The organism is Streptomyces odontomachi (assembly GCF_024435355.1).
Lineage (GTDB): Bacteria > Actinomycetota > Actinomycetes > Streptomycetales > Streptomycetaceae > Streptomyces > Streptomyces odontomachi.
Window position 1 is genome coordinate 61,699 of the sequence record NZ_JAMJWG010000002.1, and the last position, 17,419, is coordinate 79,117.

Here is a 17,419-nt window from a genome sequence, read left to right on the forward strand (position 1 = left end):
CGTGTCCTGAACCGGTATCGCGGCGCGGAGGATCTTGCATGTCGAACGACACGGGGGCGTGGGGCGAACCCGAAGCCCTCCCCCTGCACACCGGCAGCAGACGCATCTCCTGGCGCGACCTGCCGCGCGCGGTGTCGGTCGGGATCGAGGAGGTGCTGCACGGCTCGGTGGCCACCGCCACCAGCCAGCCCGGTGGGTTCTCCGAAGGCCTCGCTTCCCGTGTGGTGCTGGCCGACGGACGCAGGGCCTTCGTGAAAGCCGTCGACGCAGCGGCCGCCCCCGGGGTGGGTGCCTTCCACCGCCGCGAGGTCGCGATGGCGGGCGCCCTGCCCTCCGGCGCGCCCGTGCCGCGGCTGGTGGGGTCGTACGACGACGGCCGTTGGGTGGCGCTGGTCTTCGAGGACGTCGATGGCGTGCTTCCTGCCCAGCCGTGGCGCATGTCCGAACTGGAGCGGGTGCTCGACGCCGTCACCACCCTGTCCGAGCAGCTGACGCCGGCGCCACGGCTCGCTGCTCCCGCGCCACCACCACGCCTGGGCGGTTGGGGGCGGCTGGCTCACAGCCCCACGGCGCGGGCGAGACTGGCCACGGTCGCGCCCCGGGCCGCGGACGACCTGGAGCTGTACCTCTCCCTGGAGGCCCGGCTCGACGCGGCGACCGCCGGAACGACGCTGGTCCACGGTGACCTGTACCCCTTCAACATCCTGCTCTCCGGCGACCGGGTGGTCTTCGTGGACTGGCCGCACGCCTGGATCGGGCCGGCGCACGCCGACCTGGTGATGCTGCTGGGCAGCGTGGCCCTCAGCGGCATCGACCCGGAACCCTTCGCCGCACGTCACCCCCTGCTGACCGGCGTCGAGCCGGAAGCCGTCGACGTCCTCATCTCGGCACAGGCGGGATTCCTGCTGGCAACGGCCTGCTCCATGGGCGGCTCCGTCGACCCGCGGCTGGTGCAGATGATGACCCGACTCGGCCTGGCCTCCCTGCGCTGGCTGTCCGGCCGTAGGGCGGGCAACCGCTAGGGGCGTCCGTCGGGGTCGGCGGCTCCGCCTGCCCAGCCCGCGTGGCCGGAAAAAAATTCCAGGAAAGTTCCGGCGATGATGTCGAGAACCCGCGGCCGGCTCCGTCCCCGGGGTGAACGCGACCACAATGGGCCGCACCCGCACCGAGGAGAACCACGATGGCCAAGTACCTGCTGTTGAAGCACTACCGCGGCGCCCCTGCTGCGGTCAACAACGTGCCGATGGACCAGTGGAAGCCGGAGGAGATCACGGCGCACGTGCAGTACATGGAGGACTTCGCCGCCCGGCTCGGGGAGACCGGCGAGTTCGTCGACGGTCAGGCGCTCGCCCCCGAGGGCATGTGGGTCCGCTACGACGGTGAGGGCCGGCCTCCGGTCACCGACGGTCCCTTCCCCGAGACCAAGGACCTCATCGCCGGCTGGATGGTGATCGACGTCGACAGCAAGGAACGCGCCGTCGAACTGGCCGGCGAGCTGTCGGCCGCCCCCGGCGCGGACGGCAAGCCGATCCACGAATGGCTCGAGGTGCGCCCGTTCCTGGCGGCGCCCCCCACCATCACGGAGTGACCGTATCGATGGACGAGACCCTGCTCCGGAGTCTCACACCAAGCGTCCTCGGGATCCTCGTCCGCCGCGGAGCCGACTTCGCGGCGGCCGAGGACGCCGTGCAGGACGCGCTGGTCGAGGCCGTCCGCGTCTGGCCGGCCGACCCACCGCGGGACGCGAAGGGCTGGCTGGTCACCGTGGCCTGGCGCCGGTTCCTCGACGCGACCCGGGCGGACGCCGCACGCCGCCGGCGTGAGGACCTCGTCGACGAAGAGCCGGCGCCCGGGCCCGCTCCCGCGGTGGACGACACGCTCCAGCTGTACTTCCTGTGCGCCCACCCGTCGCTGACGCCGTCGTCCGCGGTCGCTCTCACGCTGCGCGCCGTCGGCGGGCTCACCACCCGCCAGATCGCGCAGGCCTACCTGGTGCCCGAGGCGACCATGGCGCAGCGGATCAGCCGGGCCAAGCGGACCGTCTCCGGGGTGCGGTTCGACAGGACCGGCGACGTCGCCACCGTGCTGCGCGTCCTCTATCTGGTCTTCAACGAGGGCTACACCGGCGACGTCGACCTCGCCGCCGAGGCCATCCGGCTCACCCGGCAGCTCGCGGCCGCGATCGACCATCCCGAGGTGGCGGGGCTGCTTGCCCTCATGCTGCTCCACCACGCCCGGCGCGCTGCGCGGACCGCGCCGGACGGCAGCCTGGTGCCGCTCGCCGAGCAGGACCGCAGCCGGTGGGACACCACGTCGATCGCCGAGGGCGTCGAGATCCTGCAAGCGGCGCTCGCCCGCGACCGGCTGGGCGAGTTCCAGGCCCAGGCCGCCATCGCGGCACTGCACGCCGACGCGCTCGTCGCCGAGGAGACCGACTGGGTGCAGATCGTCGAGTGGTACGACGAACTCGTGCGCCTGACGGACAGCCCGGTCGTCCGGCTGAATCGTGCGGTCGCCGTCTGCGAGGCCGACGGACCGCGCGCCGGCCTGGCGGCGCTCGCGGCAGTGGACGCCACGGTGCCGCGTCACACCGCGGTGGCGGCGTACCTGCACGAACGCGACGGCGACCTGACGGCGGCGGCACGGCTGTACGCCGAGGCAGCCCGAAAGGCCCCCAACCTCGCCGAGGTCAACCACCTGACGCGCCAGGCCGCCCGGCTCAACTCCCGCGGGCGTCCCTGACCGGCCGCGCTCGACGACGTCGTCGGTGAGCGCGGCGGCCGGGGTGCGAGCTCGGCACGCCGTGTCCCGATCTCATCGTCAGGTGTCGCTCCTGCCCCTTGGGCCGACGGGACAGGGCTGTGAGCATGGCGTTCATGAGCAATGACGCATCTGCCCGTGCCGAAGCGGGCACCGCCCCGTCCGCCGAACCGGTCTTTCCCCGGGGCCGCGCCTCCTTCGACCCGCCCACCGCCCCGGCGGACTGGTTGTGGAGCCGTGTCATGGACGTACTGACGGACGAGCGCGCGCAGATCGCCGGACGGCCGGTGAGCAGCAAGGTCGACCTCGCCCAGCTGCGTTCGACGGTGGACGCATACGACTTCGCCACGCCGGCCGATCCCGGTGCGGTGCTCGACGAGGTCGTCGCCTTGCTGCGGGAGTACACCGTCCACACGACCCATCCCCGCTACTTCGGGTTGTTCAATCCGACGCCGACCCTGCTGGGCGTCGTCGGCGAGACCCTGGCGGCGGCGTTCAACCCGCAGCTGGCCGCGTGGTCGCATGCGCCGGCGGCCGCGGAGATCGAGGCGCACCTGCTGCGTTTCCTGGGCGCCTGCATGGGTTATCCGGCCGATGCGGTGACCGGTTCGTTCACCAGTGGCGGCGCGGAGGCGAATCTGACGGCGACGCTGCTGGCGTTGACCCGGACATGGCCCGAATACGGCACCGGCGGGTTGCGGGCGCTGCCCGGGCGGCCCGTGCTGTACGCGTCCGTGGAGAGTCATCTGGCGTGGCTGAAGATCGCCCACGCGACCGGCATCGGCCGCGAAGCGGTGCGGCTGGTGCCCGTGGACGCCGCGCTGCGGCTGGACGTGGACCGGCTCGCGGCCCGGATGGCAGCGGATCGCGAGGCCGGTGACCTGCCGTTCATGGTGGTCGGTACGGCCGGCACGACGGGAGCGGGAGTCATCGACCCGTTGCCCCGGCTCGCCGGGTTCTGCCGGGAACAGGACGTGTGGTTCCACGTCGACGCCGCCTACGGCGGTGCGGCGGCGCTGTCGGATCGGCTGAAGGGCACGCTGGCGGGGATCGAGCGCGCCGATTCGGTGACCGTGGACGCGCACAAGTGGATGAGCGTGCCGATGGGCGCCGGCGCTCTGCTGTGCACCGACGCGGAGGCGCTGGCGGAGACGTTCCGGGTGACCACGTCCTACATGCCGGCCGACGTCCCGGGCGCCGTCGACCCCTACAGCTCCAGCCAGCAGTGGTCCCGCCGGTTCGCCGGCCTGAAGCTGTTCCTCAGCCTCGCCGTGGCCGGCCGCTCCGGATACGCGGAGCAGGTGGAGCGTGACGCCGAGCTGGCCGATGCCCTGCGCCGGCAGCTGACCGGCGCCGGGTGGAGGGTCGTCAACGACACTCCGCTGCCCGTGGTCTGCTTCGCCGACCCCGCAGCCGACGGGGTGCCGGCGGACGCGGCATGGGAACACCACAGCGCGCTCGCGGCCTCCGTCGTCGACGGTGGTCGGGCCTGGATCAGTCCCGTCCGGCTGAACGGGCGCGCGGCGCTGCGCGCCTGCGTCATCAGCCTGCGCACCACGCCCGCGGACATCGACGAACTCGTCCGTGCCGTGCACGACGCACGCAACGCGCTCTCCTAGGCGCGGCCCGCGCCTCCTGCGCCACGCCCTCCGAGGTCCTTTCCCGGACGGCGTGGCGCCGCCGCGCTCACCATCGCCTGCCTTGACCCTGCCCTTGGGACAGGGCCGAAGATCTGGGCATGGCTGTTGATCCCGCGGGGGTGCTCCTGTCGATCGGCGAGTTCGCGCAACGTACCCGGCTGACCCACAAGGCACTGCGGCTCTACGACCGGACCGGTCTGCTCCGTCCGGCGACCACCGACGCCAACGGATACCGGCGCTACCGCGTCGACCAGGTACGCGCCGGACAACTCATCGGTCTCCTCCGGGGCGCCGACATCGGCCTGGCCGACATCTCCCTCGTCCTGGCCGACCTCCCCACCGCCGGGGAGCACGCCGTCGAACGGCTGGAGCGCGTGCTCGCCGACCTCGAACGTGCGCACACCAACCGCAGGTTGCTCATCCGCCATGTCCAGTCCACCCTGCGAGAGAAGGACGGTTCCATGTTCCCGATCGAGACCCGGCACGTTCCGGCCCGCCGCGTCATGTCCATCCAACGCCGGCTCCGCGCCCCCGAGACCGACGGCTTCGTCCGAGCGGCCAAGGCGGCGTTCACCCAGCACCTGGCCGGCGCTGCGGCCACCGGACCGTTCACGCTGATCTTCCACGGCATCGTCGACGCGGACAGCGACGGCCCCATCGAGGCCGTCCTCGGCTGCCCCGACCACGTCCAGCCGACGGACGCGATCGGCATCCGCACCGAGCCCGCGCACGACGAGGCCTACACGACCATCACCAAGGCCCAGTGGGCGTACCCCGCCATCCTCGCGGCCTACGACGCCGTCGCGTGCTGCCCCCAGGCCGTGGCACGTGCCGGTAGCCGGCTGTCCTGCCGGGAGGTCTACGTCGCCGAACCGGACGACATCAAGGAGGAGGAGCTCGTCTGCGACATCGCGTTCCCGCTCGGGGACTAGGGGGTGTCTGACGGCCGTCGTCGCCGTGCTGGCCGCGTGTGCGGTGGCGGCGGCGGTGCCCGCATCCTGTCCGAACCGAGGGCGTAGTACCCGGCGCAGACCCGGGGCCTTCCGGTCGGCCGGAAGTACGACGTCGCACCTGGACCGGATCACCCGGACGATCGCCGCCGGCTGAGGCGTTCCGCCGTGGTCGGACGCCCGGTGGAGGGACGGTGGACGCACGGCGGGCGACGGTCCGGGGACACACCGCCCCTCGGCCGGCGCTACCAGCCCCCGGGCAGCTGCCCCGTGTCCCTCAGCATCCCCATCAGGCGGCTGAAGACCCGCGCGTCCTCGTGGATACCGTCGTGCTCGTACTCGTTCGTCACCCAGGTGTGGACGTTGCCGACCTCGGCCGCGGTCCGGAGCTGAAGGTCCGCGTCGACGTACATGTCGTCGTGGAAGACGACCGACGCCACCGGCACCGCGTTGGCGGCGAGGCGGTCGGGGGCGTACAGCTCGGACCAGGAGGCGCGTGCGGCGAGTTGCTCGGCGGCGGGGGCGAACGGACGGAGCGGCCCGATCTCGTCGAACATCCAGGGGTAGATCATCTCGCCGGTGAACAGCAGCGGCCGGGCGTCGGGAGCGAAGGCGGGATGCCGGGCGCGTTCGCGTTCGGCGGCCCACGCGCTGGGTGCGCCGCCGGTGCCGCTGCCGTAGATGGATTCCTGGAGGACCGTGAAGAGCGGGCGGTCGGCGAACGCGGTCCTGTTCCAGACCTCGCCGAGGAAGGTGTCCGTGAAACGTTCGCGCCCCTCGTCGGCGAACGCCTCGTCGAGGATCCAGTGCACTCGCTCGAAGCCGGACTTCATGCCGAAGGCGAGCCCGAGGAGCTGGAACCGGCGCACCGTCAGCACGTCCCCGTCAGGCAGCCGTACGTCCCCGGCGGCCAGCAGATCGGCCACCCGGTGCACGATGTCGGCGTCTGCCGGGTAGCGCCGCTGGAAGATGCGGTTCTTGGCTGCGACGCGGGGATAGGTGCGCCGGTAGACCTCCGCCGCGGACGGCGGGATCGCCGCGAGTCCGCCCGCCACCAGGCAGGCGGTGAGGCCCTCGGGCGCCCGGGAGAGATAGGTCAGGGTGAGGAAGCCGCCGTAACTCGTGCCGAGGGTGACCCAGGGCCGTCCGCCGAAGACGGTGCGGCGCAGGTGCTCGGCGTCGGCCACGATGGAGTCGGCGCGGAAGTGGCACAGGAAGTCGGCGCCTTGCGTGGCCGAGTCGAAGGACTCCATCACCCGGCCGTCGACGGGTGAGCTGCGGCCGGTGCCGCGCTGGTCGAGCAGGACCACCCGGAACGCGCGCAGCGCCGGGGCGAGCCAACCGCCGTCCGCGGGGCCGAGCGGTCGGGGGGACTTGCCGCCGGGGCCGCCCTGGAGGTACAGCAGACACGGCAGATCCTCGCCACGTCGCGCCGGGTCCACCAGTTCCCTGGCGAACAGCGACAGCTCCGGGCCACCACGCACCGCCCAGTCGAGCGGCACACGCACCCGATGGTCCCGTACGTGGACACCGGGCAGGGTGTATTCGGCGGTGATCACTCCCGGTTCCCTCCTCTCGTTCCGTTTCCTTCGATCCATCGGGTGCCACGGCTCCGTCTCGGGCCGCTTCCACGGCTTCGTCTCCTGCCACGCGCACCGGGCCACGCGCCTGCCGTCGTCGGCTCGTCGGGCGCCGTCGACCTGTGCGTTCCGTTCCCATTGACTCTCCGGGGCCGGCCCTCATACTGTCCTTCAGATTCTCGAACACATGTCGGTATATCGAACGATGAGGCAGTGACACCGCGCCGGACCACCGTGGCCCTCCGCCCCGACCGAGGAGACACCATGTCAGAGTTCTCGCGGTTCTCACGCCGCGACGCCCTGCGGCTGACCGCCCTCGCCACCGCCATCCCGGCCTTCCAGGCAATGTTCCCGGCGGCGGCCGGGGCTGCGGCGCCCGCGGAGGCACGCGCGGGGGACGTGCGGGAAACGGTGGCCGGCGGGGCGGCGGGGCGGACGCTATCCGTCCCCTCCTCCTGGGTCGTCAAGCCGTTCGACAACACCCGTGTGACGCTGGCGTCGAGCCCGTTCACGGCCAACCGCGACCGGGTGCTGAACTTCCTGCACGCCTATCCCGCCGACCGCATGCTCGCCGTCTTCCGCACCAACGCCGGTCTCGACACGCACGGCGCCCAGCCGCCCGGCGGCTGGGAGACCGCGGACGGCAACCTGCGGGGCCACTACGCCGGCCACTTCCTCAGCGCCCTCAGCCTCGCGTACGCCGGCACCGGCGAGCAGGCATACAGGGACAAGGTCGACGCCATGGTCACGGCGCTCGGCGAGTGCCAGGACGCGCTGGCCGCCCTGGTCGGCACGGACGACCCGGCCGCGCCGAGCCACGCCGGCTATCTGGCGGCGTACCCCGAGACGCAGTACATCAAGCTGGAGCAGTACGCCACGTACCCGACCATCTGGGCGCCCTGGTACACCTGCCACATGATCATGCGGGGGCTGCTCGACGCCCACCAGCACGCCGGCAGCGCACAGGCGTTCGACATCGTGCGTGGCATGGGCGACTGGGCGTACAGCCGGCTCGGGCACCTGCCCAGGACCCAGCTGGACCGGATGTGGAAGATCTACATCGCCGGCGAGTACAACGCGATGCCGGTCGTCATGGCCGACCTGTACGCGCTCACCGGCGACGAGCGGTACCTGACGACCGCGAAGTGCTTCGACAACACGTACCTCTTCGAGGCCGCCGTGGCGAACCAGGACACCCTCGACGGCGAGCACGCCAACCAGCACATCCCGCAGTACCAGGGGTACCTGGAGATCTACGAGCAGACCGGGGACGAGAAGTACTTCACGGCCGCGCGGAACTTCTGGGACATGGTGGTGCCGCACCGCACGTACGTCGACGGCGGCATGGCCGGCTCCGGCGAGATCTTCGGCAAGAGGGACGTCATCGCCGCGACCATCCAGAAGGACAACGCCGAGACCTGCTGCGTCTACAACATGCTCAAGCTGAGCCGGAGCCTGTTCTTCCACACCGCTGACCCGAAGTACATGCAGTACTACGAGCGCGCCCTGTACGGCCAGATCCTGGCCTCACGGCGCAACACCTCCAGCGACAGCGACCCGTTGCTGACCTACTTCGTGCCCGTGAACCCCGGTGCCAGGCGCGAGTACGGCAACCTCGGCACCTGCTGCGGCGGCACCGGTCTGGAGACGCACGCGAAGTTCCAGGACTCCGTCTACTTCAGCTCGGTGGACGGCGCCACGCTGTACGTGAACCTGTATCTGCCGTCCACCCTCGACTGGCCGGAGCGCGGGCTGAAGCTCACCCAGTCCACCGACTACCCGACCGACCCGGCCGGCACCAGCACCCTCACCGTGACCGGCAGCGGCCCCCTCGACCTGCGGCTACGGGTCCCCTACTGGGTCGAGCACGGCTTCACCGTGCGGCTCAACGGCACCGTGCAGCAGGTCGACGCCACGCCCGGCGGCTACGTCTCGCTGAACCGCACCTGGCGCAGCGGCGACCGGGTGGAGATCGCCGCGCCGTTCACGCTGCGCATCGAACGCGCCCTGGACGACCCGGCCACCCAGGCCGTCGCCTACGGTCCGGTGCCCCTGGTGGTCCGCAGCTCGGCGACGCAGTACCAGAACCTGACCCTGTACCGGGACTACCCGCTCAGCCGTGACCTGAGCCGGGTCATCCGCCCGACCGGCGAGCCGATGACGTTCACCGCGAACGGTCTGACCCTGGTGCCCTTCTTCGTCGACACCACCGACGCGTACCACATGTACGTCAGGCGGGCCGAGCCCGAGATCGTCTTCGGCTCCACCGCCACCGGCATCGAGAACCGCCCCGGGTCGAACGGCCTCACGTTCCTCGACGAGGTCTGGGACCGCGGCCCGTTCACGGACCCGGGCGGGCTGGTGCAGGCGGTCACCGAGGTCGCCGACGAGCGGGTGGCCGCGGGCCAGCTGACGGCGGACCAGCGGCACACGGTGATCGAGGCCGCCGCCCGGGCCGACCTGCCGGCCTGACCCGTCTCGCTCCGGCCGGTGCGGTGCGGTGCTCGGCCGGATGTTCGTCCGGGTACACGCGAGAGATCGGCATGTGCCACGATCGTGGTGTGCGGCGATCGGGTGGTTCTTGACCATGGGACAGGGCCATTTCGTCGTCGCCGCGGCGCTGGGCGCCACCGTCACGGTCGGGGCCCTGGCGCAGCGCATGACGGGCATCGGGTTCGCGCTGTTGTCGGTGCCCGCGCTGGGGCTGCTGCTGGGCCCGCAGGACGGGGTCGCGCTGTCCAACTGCGCGACCGGCGTGGTCAGCGCGATCGGCCTCGCCGGCACCTGGCGGCAGGTGCGCTTGCCGGCGATGACCGTGCTGGTCGTCGCGGCGGCCTGCGCCGTACCGCTGGGGACGGCCACGGCGGCCCGGTTGCCGGCGCCCGTGCTGTTCGCCTTCCTGGGGGCGGCGGTCAGCGCTGTCGCCCTGCTGGTGCTCGCCGGAGTCCGGGTGGCGTCGCTGCGGGGCACGCGCGGCGCCGTGATGGCGGGCGGGGCGAGCGGGTTCATGAACGCGGCGGCCGGCGTGGGCGGTCCGGCGTTGTCGCTGTACGCGGCGAACGCCGACTGGCCGATGGCGCAGTTCGTGCCCAACGCCCTGTTCTACGGCGTGGTGCTGAACGTGTTCTCGGTGGCCGCCAACGGCCTGCCCGCGCTCACCACGGGGACCTGGCTGGTGGCCGGGGGCGGGCTGGCGATCGGGACCCTGGTCGGCGAAGCGCTCACCCGGCGCGTCCCGCAGGCGTGGGTCCGGCGCGCCGTGATGCTGTTGTCCCTGGCCGGAGGGCTGATCACGCTGGTGCGGGGCCTGTGGCAACTCTGCAAACGGTGAGCTGCCGTGGCGGGTGCGCGCGCTCGGGACGGCTCGGGCCGCCCGATCGGCCGACCCTGCCGAAATTGAGTTGCCGTGGCCACGACGGCACCGACAGGATCTGCCCATGACCACGACCACCGCATCCCTGCCGCTGACCTCCGCCGCCCGATCGGTGCGAGTCCAGCAGCAGCAGGACCGCCTGGGGAGGCCGAAGCTCCTTCGGTCATGACCGCCGCCCTGGTGGCGGGACTCCTCGCCGGATACGGCATCGCCATGCCGGTCGGAGCGGTCTCGGCCTATCTGGTGGCGCTCACGGCGCGGACCTCCTTGACCATCGGTGCGTGTGCCGGACTGGGTGTGGCGACGGCTGACGGCCTCTATGCGCTGATCGCCACCGTGGGGGGCGCCACGCTCGCCGACGTCATCGCACCGATCACCCTTCCGCTGCGCTGGGGATCGGCCGTGGTGCTCGTCGCACTGGCGGTCCGCAGCGGCACGACGGCACTCGACCAGTACCGCAACGGACCGGCGGCGGCGCGCACCGACGAGGCCGTCCTCAGCCCCGCACGGGCCTATCTGGGGCTGCTGGGGGTCACGATGATGAACCCCATCACCGTGATCTACTTCGCGGCGCTGGTGCTGGGCAGCCAGACCGCGGCGGCCCCACACCACCTGGAACAGGCCGTCTTCACCCTCGCCGCCTGCACCGCATCCGCCAGCTGGCAACTGCTCCTGGCCGGTGGTGGAACGCTGCTCGGGCGCGTGTTGACCGGCTCCCGCGGGCGGGTCGTCACCGCCATGGCGTCCAGCGTCCTGATCACCGCACTCGCCATCCGACTGGTCGTCCCGGCGTCATGACACCGCCCGACCGCACGAGAAGCCCACCCCGGAACGCCCGGGCCGGGGCCCGGCGGACGCGATGCCGACCCGCGGTCACAGGCGCGTCCGGTAGAACACCTTGACCGGCAGGGGTGCTGCCCCGAGTGCCTCGTAGAGGGCGAGCGCCGGCGGGTTGTCGGTGTCGGCGGTCCACTCGATGCGCGTACAGCCCGCATCCCGGGCCGCCTCGCGGAGCGCAGCCATCAGGGCGCGGGCGACACCCCTGCGGCGTGCCGCAGCCCTGACGAACAACTCCTTGAGATACAGGCTGGTGTGGGCGCCGCTCGCCGGCCACAGCAACGTGTACGACGCGAACCCGAGCACCTCGGCACCGTCGCGGGCGAGGAGGACCGTCGCCAGCGGCCGCTCCCCGAACAGGGCGTCCTTGATCTGGTCGAGCTCCTGCGGTGCGGGGCGGTCGCCGTAGTACTCCTGGATCTCGTTGAGGATCGTCGCGATGACCTCGGCGTCCGCCACCGTCGCCCTGCTGATCTCCACGTCCGTGCTCCGTCTCGCCTCGGGACAACGCAAGAAACACGCTTCGCGCCCGCGCCTGGTGCGCGGCGCGTGCACTGGGCGGCACCCTAATTGCCCCGCGCCGTGCGCGACATGCAATAAGCGCGGTGCCGGGAGGCGCGGGCTCCGCTCGGTGTACCGGCGGGAGCCTCTGGTGCGCTCCACGGCCGCCGAGCAGGAGCCCGCGCCCACACCGTGCGCTCAGGCCGGACGCGGGGGTGAGCCGGTCACGAAGTCCACTTGATGTTCGGGTTCAGATGGCCGGTCCAGTCGAAGACGGCCATGTTGTCCCAGCCGTCCCCGCTGCCGGAGATGTTGGCCGGGTCCCAGCCGTTGCCGGGAACGGCGTACCAGGTCGGCTCCCAGTAGAAGACGCCGATGGCGCCCGCGCTGCGCGCGGTGTTCTGCACGTCGGTGAAGTTGGCGGCCTGGCCCTCCCAGGTGAGCGGGTAGCCGGAGCACCCGGAGGTGACGGAGTTGCCGGTGCTGTCGGCGTTGTCCGCGGTGAAGGGGTAGGCCGTCTCGGCGATGACCACGTCCTTGCCGTAGCGGGACCGCATGTCGGAGACCACGGAGGACATGGTGGACATCGAGCCGTGCCACATGCAGTAGTACGAAAGACCGGTGATGTCCCAGGAGACGCCCTTGGCCTTGATCCCGTCGTAGAACCAGCGTGCGTTCGCGTCGCTGTCGGCGTCCGCCGTGTGGATGATCACCTTGGTACCGCTGTTACACGCCTTGGTCGCGTTGTAGCCGGACTTGAGCAGCAGGCTGAGGTTGGTGAAGTCGTTGTTGATCACCTTGCCGTCGTCCCACAGCATGCCGACGTTGATCTCGTTGCCGATCTGCACGCTGTCCGGCGTGGTGCCCTGGGCCTTCAGGCTGTTGCACACGTCGTAGGTGTAGTCGTAGACGTCGGTCTGGAGCTGGCCGATGCCGTGGCTCGACCAGGCGGCGGGCTTGTACTGCTTGCCCGGGTCGGCCCAGGTGTCGGAGTAGTGGAAGTCCACCAGCAGCTTCAGGCCCTTGGCCTTGACCGTCTTGGCGTACTGGAGCACCTTCGCCTTGTTGTTGTAGCCGCTGGCCGGGTTGTTCCAGACGCGCAGGCGGACGTAGTTCACGCCGGCGGACTTGAGGATGTCGAGCGGGTCCTTGGCGGTGCCGTTGGCGTCGTAGTACGTGGCACCGAGGTCCAGGGCGCGCTGGGCGGTGGACACGTCGGCGCCGAGCATGCTCAGCGAGTTCAGGGCGGCGGCAGGGGGCGGCGTGGTGAGCAGGGCCGCCGGCAGGGCCATGGCCGCCGCCAGCAGGGCGGCCTTCGCCATGCGTCCGAATCTGACCTTCGTCAAGGCGATCTCCTTCGCTAGGAAATTCCGCAGAAACGTCCGGCCGGAGTCCGGTGGATACCGATCGCCGCCGGCGCCCTGCGCCCCGTGGCGCGAGCGGATGCGGCCAGGCCGTGCCGGGCCGCCCGGTGCGGCGCCGAACCCGCCTCCGACCGGCGCAGCACCTCTGCCTCGTCCGTCGGGCCGCCCCGAGCCCCGTCGCAGTGGAGATAGAAAGCGCTTGCCGCCAGCAGTATGCCATGGCCACGTCAATCAGTGGGGTGTTTCGACGGACCCCCGGCGTCTGCCCTCGTCCACGAACACCCCGTCACGAACCCCGCCCCTCGAAATCCGCGGTGGGATGGCAGCACGCAGAATGTGCGTGATCGCGTCCGACGCCGTGGTCCGCCACGAGGTCCCTGCGGGGAGTTGATCAGCCGGCTGCGCGCGGCGGCACCGATGGTGCGCAGTGCTCGTCGCGGACCAGCGCCCTAGACTCCCGCCCATGGATGCCGTCGTACCGCTCCTGATCCTGGTGGGCTTCCTCGCCGTGGCCCTGGGCTTCTTTGCGTGGTTGGCGTCGCGCATGCGTCGCCGTGGCCTCGCCGGTGGGGCGGTGGGTGCCGCCCTGGCCTCGTACGAGGAGGCGTTCCGCGCCACGGCGCACGCATCTCACGTGGAGATCCGTGCCCAAGCAGAACGCAAGGAGCCGATCCTGTCACCTGGTGACCACTGGGGGCGTGGGTCCGGAACTGGTCGGCCGGCAGCAGGGAGCAGCGAGCAGTCCTGACCGTCGCGGCAGCCTCCGCTGATCGCCTCCCTTGAGCCGTTGAGGAGGCTCTGAGCCTCAAACCAGCCGTCATGTGCTGCCGGGGGCCGGCGGGTGGGGGCCGGGACGCGGGCCGCACCCCCGCCGTGCACCACCGGCACCGCGGGCACCGCGGGCCACGGGTTTCGCCGGCAGTGGCCGGGTCACCCGTGGTGGGCCAGGGCGCCCGAGCGGGGCTCGGCTGCGCGAGCCGCGAGCCGGTGGAGCCTGCGAGGCGGTGAGGGCTTCGGCGGCGGGGACTGCGGCGGCCCGCGCCGCGTCCTCGGCGGTCCGCAGCAGATCTGGAGACGCTCATGAAGATCGGCATCATCGGAGCGGGGCGAATCGGCGCCACCCTCGCCCGGCACTTCGCCCGCATCGGCCACGACGTGGCCCTCAGCAATTCCCGGGGGCCCGAGACCCTGACCGATCTGGTCCAGGAGCTCGGCAGCTCCGTGCGGGCGACGACCGCCGCCGAGGCGGCGGACCACGGGCAGGTCGTGGTGGTGACGATCCCCTATGGCCGCTTCCGCGAGCTGCCTGCCGAGCAGCTCCACGGCAAGGTCGTCGTCGACACCTGCAACTACTATCCGGAACGCGACGGACACGACCCCGAACTCGACGCCGACATCACCACGTCCAGCGAGAAGATCAGGGCCTTCACCGGCGCGAACCTCGTCAAGGCGTTCAACGCCATCTACTGGGAGAACCTCCGCGACCGAGGCCTGCCCAAGGGCGACCCGGGCCGTCTCGCGATCCCCGTGTCCGGCACCGACTGGGAGGCCAAGGCCGTCGTCTCCGGGCTGATCCGTGACATCGGCTTCGACCCGGTGGACGCCGGTGACCTGGGCCTGGGCGGGCGCAAACACCAGCCGGGCAGCCGCGTCTACGGCGCGGAGCTGTCCGCGGACGAGCTGAGCGGAGCCGTCGGGGCCGGCGCCAGCGCGGCCCGGGCCTGAGCAGCATCGGGCCCGACGGCCCAACGCGGCCCGAGAGCCCGGGGCGCCCTGCCCCGAGCCCATGAGGTCACGCCGTGCCGACGTCGCCGGCGACGGCATCCGCCGTGGTTCCGGCCGCGGCGAGGACCTTGCCGGGGTTGAGGATGCCGCGCGGGTCCAAGGTGTGCTTGATGTCGCGGTGCACCCGCACGCCGACCGGGCCGAGTTCCTTGGTAAGCCAGTCACGCTTGAGGACACCGACACCGTGTTCGCCGGTGATGGTGCCGCCCAGTTCCAGACCGAGGTCCATCACCGCGCCGAACGCCCGGTGCGCGCGCTCGACCTGGTCCGGGTCGGCCGGGTCGAAGAGCACGTGCGGATGGAGGTTGCCGTCCCCGGCGTGTGCGACGCAGGTGATGCGCACCCCGTGCGCGCGTGCGACGTCCTGCACGCGGTCGACGAGTTCGGCCAGCATCCGGCGGGGCACGCACACGTCGTCGGCGAGATAGGCCCCGAGGCTCTCGGTGGCCACCGCGACCAGGCGGCGGGCGGCCAGCAGCATCTCGGCCTCGGCCGGGTCCTCGGAGACGATCGCGTCGCCGTCGTGCACGGCGGCGATGTCCGCGAACCGCTTCAGGTCCGCCGCGGCCTGCTCACCACGGTCCGACTGGGTGATGAGGACGGCGCCCGCGTCCGGCGGGAAGCCGAGGTCCCGGTAGGCCGAGACGACGTCCATGGTGGGGCGGTCCATCAGCTCCAGCAGGCTGGGCCGGGTGCCGTCGGCCATGTAGTCGCTGACCACGGCGCACGCCGCGGCAGGGGTGGGGAAGAACGCGACGGCGGTCAGCGGGGCCTGCGCGGCCGGCCGCAGCGCCAGCGTGACCTCGGTGATGACGCCGAGGGTGCCCTCGGACCCGACGAACAGGTGGGTCAGGTCGTAGCCGGCGACGCCCTTGGCGGTGCGCCGTCCGGTACGCAGCACGGAACCGTCGGCGAGCACGACGGTCAGGCCCCGCACGAAGTCCGCGGTCACGCCGTACTTGACGCAGCACAGGCCGCCCGCGTTGGTGGCCGCGTTGCCGCCGAGGGTGGACTCCTCCCAGGAGGACGGGTCCGGCGGGTAGAACAGGCCGCGCTCGGCCACGGCGCGGGAGAACACCGCGTTCACCACGCCGGCCTCGACCACGGCGACCTGGTCGACGGTGTCGATCTCCAGGATGCGGTCCATGCGCTCCACGGACAGCAGGATGCAGCCCTCGATGGCGTTGGCGCCGCCCGCGAGACCGGTCCTGGCGGCCTGCGGCACGACCGGGATGCGGTGCGCATGGGCGGTACGCAGCACCAGGGAGACGTCGTCGGTGCTGCGGGCGCGTACCAGGGCGGCGGGGCGGCCGCTCGGGCAGAACGGGGCGCGGTCGCTGCGGTGCGCGGCGAGCACGTCGGGGTCGGTGACCAGCGCGCCGTCCGGCAGTCCCGCCGCCAGCTCGGCCAGCGCGGTGTCCAGGACCGTACTCACAGCAGGCCCCTGGCCGCCAGGTTGCGCATCAAGGCGGTGATGCCGAACTCCCACGGTGGTGCCTCCTCGCTGGTGGTGACCGTGTTCACCAGGGCGCCGAGCCGGGGGCTGGAGATCCGCACCAGGTCGCCGTGCTCATGGGTGAAGCCCTCGCCGGGCGCGGAGCGGTCCTCGGTGGGCGCGAACAGGGTGCCGGTGAACAGCACGAAGCCGTCCGGGTGCTGATGGTGCGCGCCGTGCACGGACGCCACCAGATCCAGCACGTCACGGCTGATCTCACGCATCGAGCTCAGGCCCGCCAGGACGTAGCCGTCCTTGCCCTCCACCCGCAGCTCGATGTCGAGTGCGCGCACGTCGTCGAGGGTGAAGTCGTCGTCGAAGAGGCGGATGAACGGGCCGACGGCGCAGGAGGCGTTGTTGTCCTTGGCGCGTGGCAGCAGCAGGGCGCTACGGCCCTCGATGTCCCTGAGGTTGACGTCGTTGCCGAGCGTGGCGCCCCGCACCCGGCCGCGGGAGTCGACGGCGAGGACCGCTTCGGGCTCGGGGTTGTTCCACACGGAGGCGGCCAGTACGCCGATGTCGGCGCCGGTGCCGACCGCGGACAGGACGGGTGCCTTGGTGAAGACCTCGGGGTCGGGGCCGATGCCGACCTCCAGGTACTGCGACCACAGCCCCTCGGCGATCAGCAGCTCCTTCGCCCGGGCGGCTTCGGGGGAACCGGCGCGCACGTTGGCGAGGGCGCCGCCGACCGCCTGCCCGACGCGTTCCCGCACCCGCTCGGCCTGGGCGGGGTCGCCGCCGGTGCGCTCCTCGATGACCCGTTCCAGCATGCTTCGGGCGAAGGTCACCCCGGCCGCCTTGATCAGTTGCAGATCGATGGGGGCGAGCAGGTGCGGCACGTCGCGGCGGCCGGTGGCGGTGGCCTGGAGCAGATCGGCCAGCGGCCAGCTGCGGCCGCCGGGAGCACTGTGCACGATGTCCGCGGCGTCGTCGCGTTCCAGCAGGTCGGTGACGGTCGGGGCGACGGCGGTCAGGTCGACGACGTCCTCGCCGCGCACCGCGGCGACACAGGGGCCGCCCCACTCCGGCTCCTGCACACGGGCTATGAGGGCGGCGCGGCCGGCGTCCTCGGGGAGTACGACTGCGGGCGACACAGCGGTCGGATCCAACGTTCCTCCTGCAACAGTGCTCTGC

The 17,419-nt window shown here is 71.9% G+C and carries 15 protein-coding genes; 10 read left to right on the forward strand and 5 right to left on the reverse strand.

Translation table 11 applies throughout. The annotated features are described in order from the left end of the window. Positions 1–38 precede the first annotated feature (38 nt). From NQO67_RS04875 to NQO67_RS04895, 5 genes are all read left to right on the forward strand, one after another. On the forward strand, positions 39–1,022 hold the full coding sequence (locus tag NQO67_RS04875) for an aminoglycoside phosphotransferase family protein (protein ID WP_255946961.1): 984 nt from the start codon (positions 39–41) through the stop codon (positions 1,020–1,022). Between the two features lie 158 nt (positions 1,023–1,180). After that, the gene (locus tag NQO67_RS04880) at positions 1,181–1,588 is read left to right on the forward strand and encodes a YciI family protein (RefSeq protein ID WP_255946963.1); all 408 of its coding nucleotides are present in this window, start codon (positions 1,181–1,183) and stop codon (positions 1,586–1,588) included. Between the two features lie 8 nt (positions 1,589–1,596). Then, positions 1,597–2,742, forward strand: a complete 1,146-nt coding sequence (locus NQO67_RS04885; protein ID WP_255948406.1) for an RNA polymerase sigma factor — start codon at positions 1,597–1,599, stop codon at positions 2,740–2,742. A gap of 134 nt (positions 2,743–2,876) precedes the next feature. Continuing rightward, on the forward strand, positions 2,877–4,379 hold the full coding sequence (locus NQO67_RS04890) for a pyridoxal phosphate-dependent decarboxylase family protein (RefSeq protein WP_255946965.1): 1,503 nt from the start codon (positions 2,877–2,879) through the stop codon (positions 4,377–4,379). A 119-nt stretch (positions 4,380–4,498) separates the two neighbouring features. Further along, positions 4,499–5,332: a MerR family transcriptional regulator gene (locus NQO67_RS04895; RefSeq protein WP_255946967.1), complete on the forward strand. Its 834-nt coding sequence runs from the start codon at positions 4,499–4,501 to the stop codon at positions 5,330–5,332. 263 nt (positions 5,333–5,595) lie between these two features. Here NQO67_RS04895 and NQO67_RS04900 read toward each other — a convergent pair whose 3' ends face one another. Next, complete coding sequence (locus NQO67_RS04900; protein WP_255946969.1) at positions 5,596–6,909, reverse strand: alpha/beta fold hydrolase; 1,314 nt, start codon at positions 6,907–6,909, stop codon at positions 5,596–5,598. A 285-nt stretch (positions 6,910–7,194) separates the two neighbouring features. On the opposite strand from NQO67_RS04900, the gene NQO67_RS04905 reads away from it, so the two are divergent. The 3 genes from NQO67_RS04905 to NQO67_RS04915 all read left to right on the forward strand — a co-directional run bounded on the left by NQO67_RS04905 (position 7,195) and on the right by NQO67_RS04915 (position 11,101). Next, positions 7,195–9,402 carry a glycoside hydrolase family 127 protein gene (locus NQO67_RS04905; RefSeq protein ID WP_255946971.1) on the forward strand — a complete coding sequence of 736 codons (2,208 nt, stop codon included), beginning with the start codon at positions 7,195–7,197 and terminating at the stop codon, positions 9,400–9,402. Positions 9,403–9,517: 115 nt separating this feature from the next. Further along, positions 9,518–10,261 (forward strand): sulfite exporter TauE/SafE family protein, encoded by a 744-nt coding sequence (locus NQO67_RS04910; RefSeq protein WP_255946973.1) that lies wholly within the window; start codon positions 9,518–9,520, stop codon positions 10,259–10,261. A 207-nt stretch (positions 10,262–10,468) separates the two neighbouring features. Then, on the forward strand, positions 10,469–11,101 hold the full coding sequence (locus tag NQO67_RS04915) for a LysE family transporter (RefSeq protein WP_255946975.1): 633 nt from the start codon (positions 10,469–10,471) through the stop codon (positions 11,099–11,101). 75 nt (positions 11,102–11,176) lie between these two features. On the opposite strand, the gene NQO67_RS04920 is transcribed toward NQO67_RS04915, so the two are convergent. Together NQO67_RS04920 and NQO67_RS04925 are read right to left on the reverse strand one after the other, a co-directional pair. Next, the gene (locus tag NQO67_RS04920; RefSeq protein WP_255946976.1) at positions 11,177–11,620 is read right to left on the reverse strand and encodes a GNAT family N-acetyltransferase; all 444 of its coding nucleotides are present in this window, start codon (positions 11,618–11,620) and stop codon (positions 11,177–11,179) included. 245 nt (positions 11,621–11,865) lie between these two features. Next, positions 11,866–12,963, reverse strand: a complete 1,098-nt coding sequence (locus NQO67_RS04925; protein WP_308295628.1) for a glycoside hydrolase family 53 protein — start codon at positions 12,961–12,963, stop codon at positions 11,866–11,868. Between the two features lie 505 nt (positions 12,964–13,468). Between NQO67_RS04925 and NQO67_RS04930 the strand changes: the two genes are divergently transcribed. Both NQO67_RS04930 and NQO67_RS04935 read left to right on the forward strand, forming a co-directional pair. After that, positions 13,469–13,753 carry a hypothetical protein gene (locus tag NQO67_RS04930; RefSeq protein ID WP_255946980.1) on the forward strand — a complete coding sequence of 95 codons (285 nt, stop codon included), beginning with the start codon at positions 13,469–13,471 and terminating at the stop codon, positions 13,751–13,753. A gap of 332 nt (positions 13,754–14,085) precedes the next feature. After that, on the forward strand, positions 14,086–14,730 hold the full coding sequence (locus tag NQO67_RS04935; protein WP_255946982.1) for an NADPH-dependent F420 reductase: 645 nt from the start codon (positions 14,086–14,088) through the stop codon (positions 14,728–14,730). Positions 14,731–14,797: 67 nt separating this feature from the next. On the opposite strand, the gene NQO67_RS04940 is transcribed toward NQO67_RS04935, so the two are convergent. Next, positions 14,798–16,225: an FAD-binding oxidoreductase gene (locus tag NQO67_RS04940; RefSeq protein ID WP_255946993.1), complete on the reverse strand. Its 1,428-nt coding sequence runs from the start codon at positions 16,223–16,225 to the stop codon at positions 14,798–14,800. Further along, complete coding sequence (locus tag NQO67_RS04945) at positions 16,222–17,394, reverse strand: fumarylacetoacetate hydrolase family protein (protein ID WP_255947009.1); 1,173 nt, start codon at positions 17,392–17,394, stop codon at positions 16,222–16,224. The genes NQO67_RS04940 and NQO67_RS04945 overlap by 4 nt, the downstream gene beginning before the upstream one ends. Positions 17,395–17,419: the final 25 nt, after the last annotated feature.

Excerpts from the sequence above, each read along its gene's own strand:
- NQO67_RS04875 (WP_255946961.1), top strand. The coding sequence starts at position 39 with ATGTCGAACGACACGGGGGCGTGGGGCGAACCCGAAGCCCTCCCCCTG.
- NQO67_RS04880 (WP_255946963.1), top strand. The coding sequence starts at position 1,181 with ATGGCCAAGTACCTGCTGTTGAAGCACTACCGCGGCGCCCCTGCTGCG.
- NQO67_RS04885 (WP_255948406.1), top strand. The coding sequence starts at position 1,597 with ATGGACGAGACCCTGCTCCGGAGTCTCACACCAAGCGTCCTCGGGATC.
- NQO67_RS04890 (WP_255946965.1), top strand. The coding sequence starts at position 2,877 with ATGAGCAATGACGCATCTGCCCGTGCCGAAGCGGGCACCGCCCCGTCC.
- NQO67_RS04895 (WP_255946967.1), top strand. The coding sequence starts at position 4,499 with ATGGCTGTTGATCCCGCGGGGGTGCTCCTGTCGATCGGCGAGTTCGCG.
- NQO67_RS04905 (WP_255946971.1), top strand. The coding sequence starts at position 7,195 with ATGTCAGAGTTCTCGCGGTTCTCACGCCGCGACGCCCTGCGGCTGACC.
- NQO67_RS04910 (WP_255946973.1), top strand. The coding sequence starts at position 9,518 with ATGGGACAGGGCCATTTCGTCGTCGCCGCGGCGCTGGGCGCCACCGTC.
- NQO67_RS04915 (WP_255946975.1), top strand. The coding sequence starts at position 10,469 with ATGACCGCCGCCCTGGTGGCGGGACTCCTCGCCGGATACGGCATCGCC.
- NQO67_RS04925 (WP_308295628.1), bottom strand. The coding sequence starts at position 12,963 with ATGGCGAAGGCCGCCCTGCTGGCGGCGGCCATGGCCCTGCCGGCGGCC.
- NQO67_RS04930 (WP_255946980.1), top strand. The coding sequence starts at position 13,469 with ATGGATGCCGTCGTACCGCTCCTGATCCTGGTGGGCTTCCTCGCCGTG.
- NQO67_RS04935 (WP_255946982.1), top strand. The coding sequence starts at position 14,086 with ATGAAGATCGGCATCATCGGAGCGGGGCGAATCGGCGCCACCCTCGCC.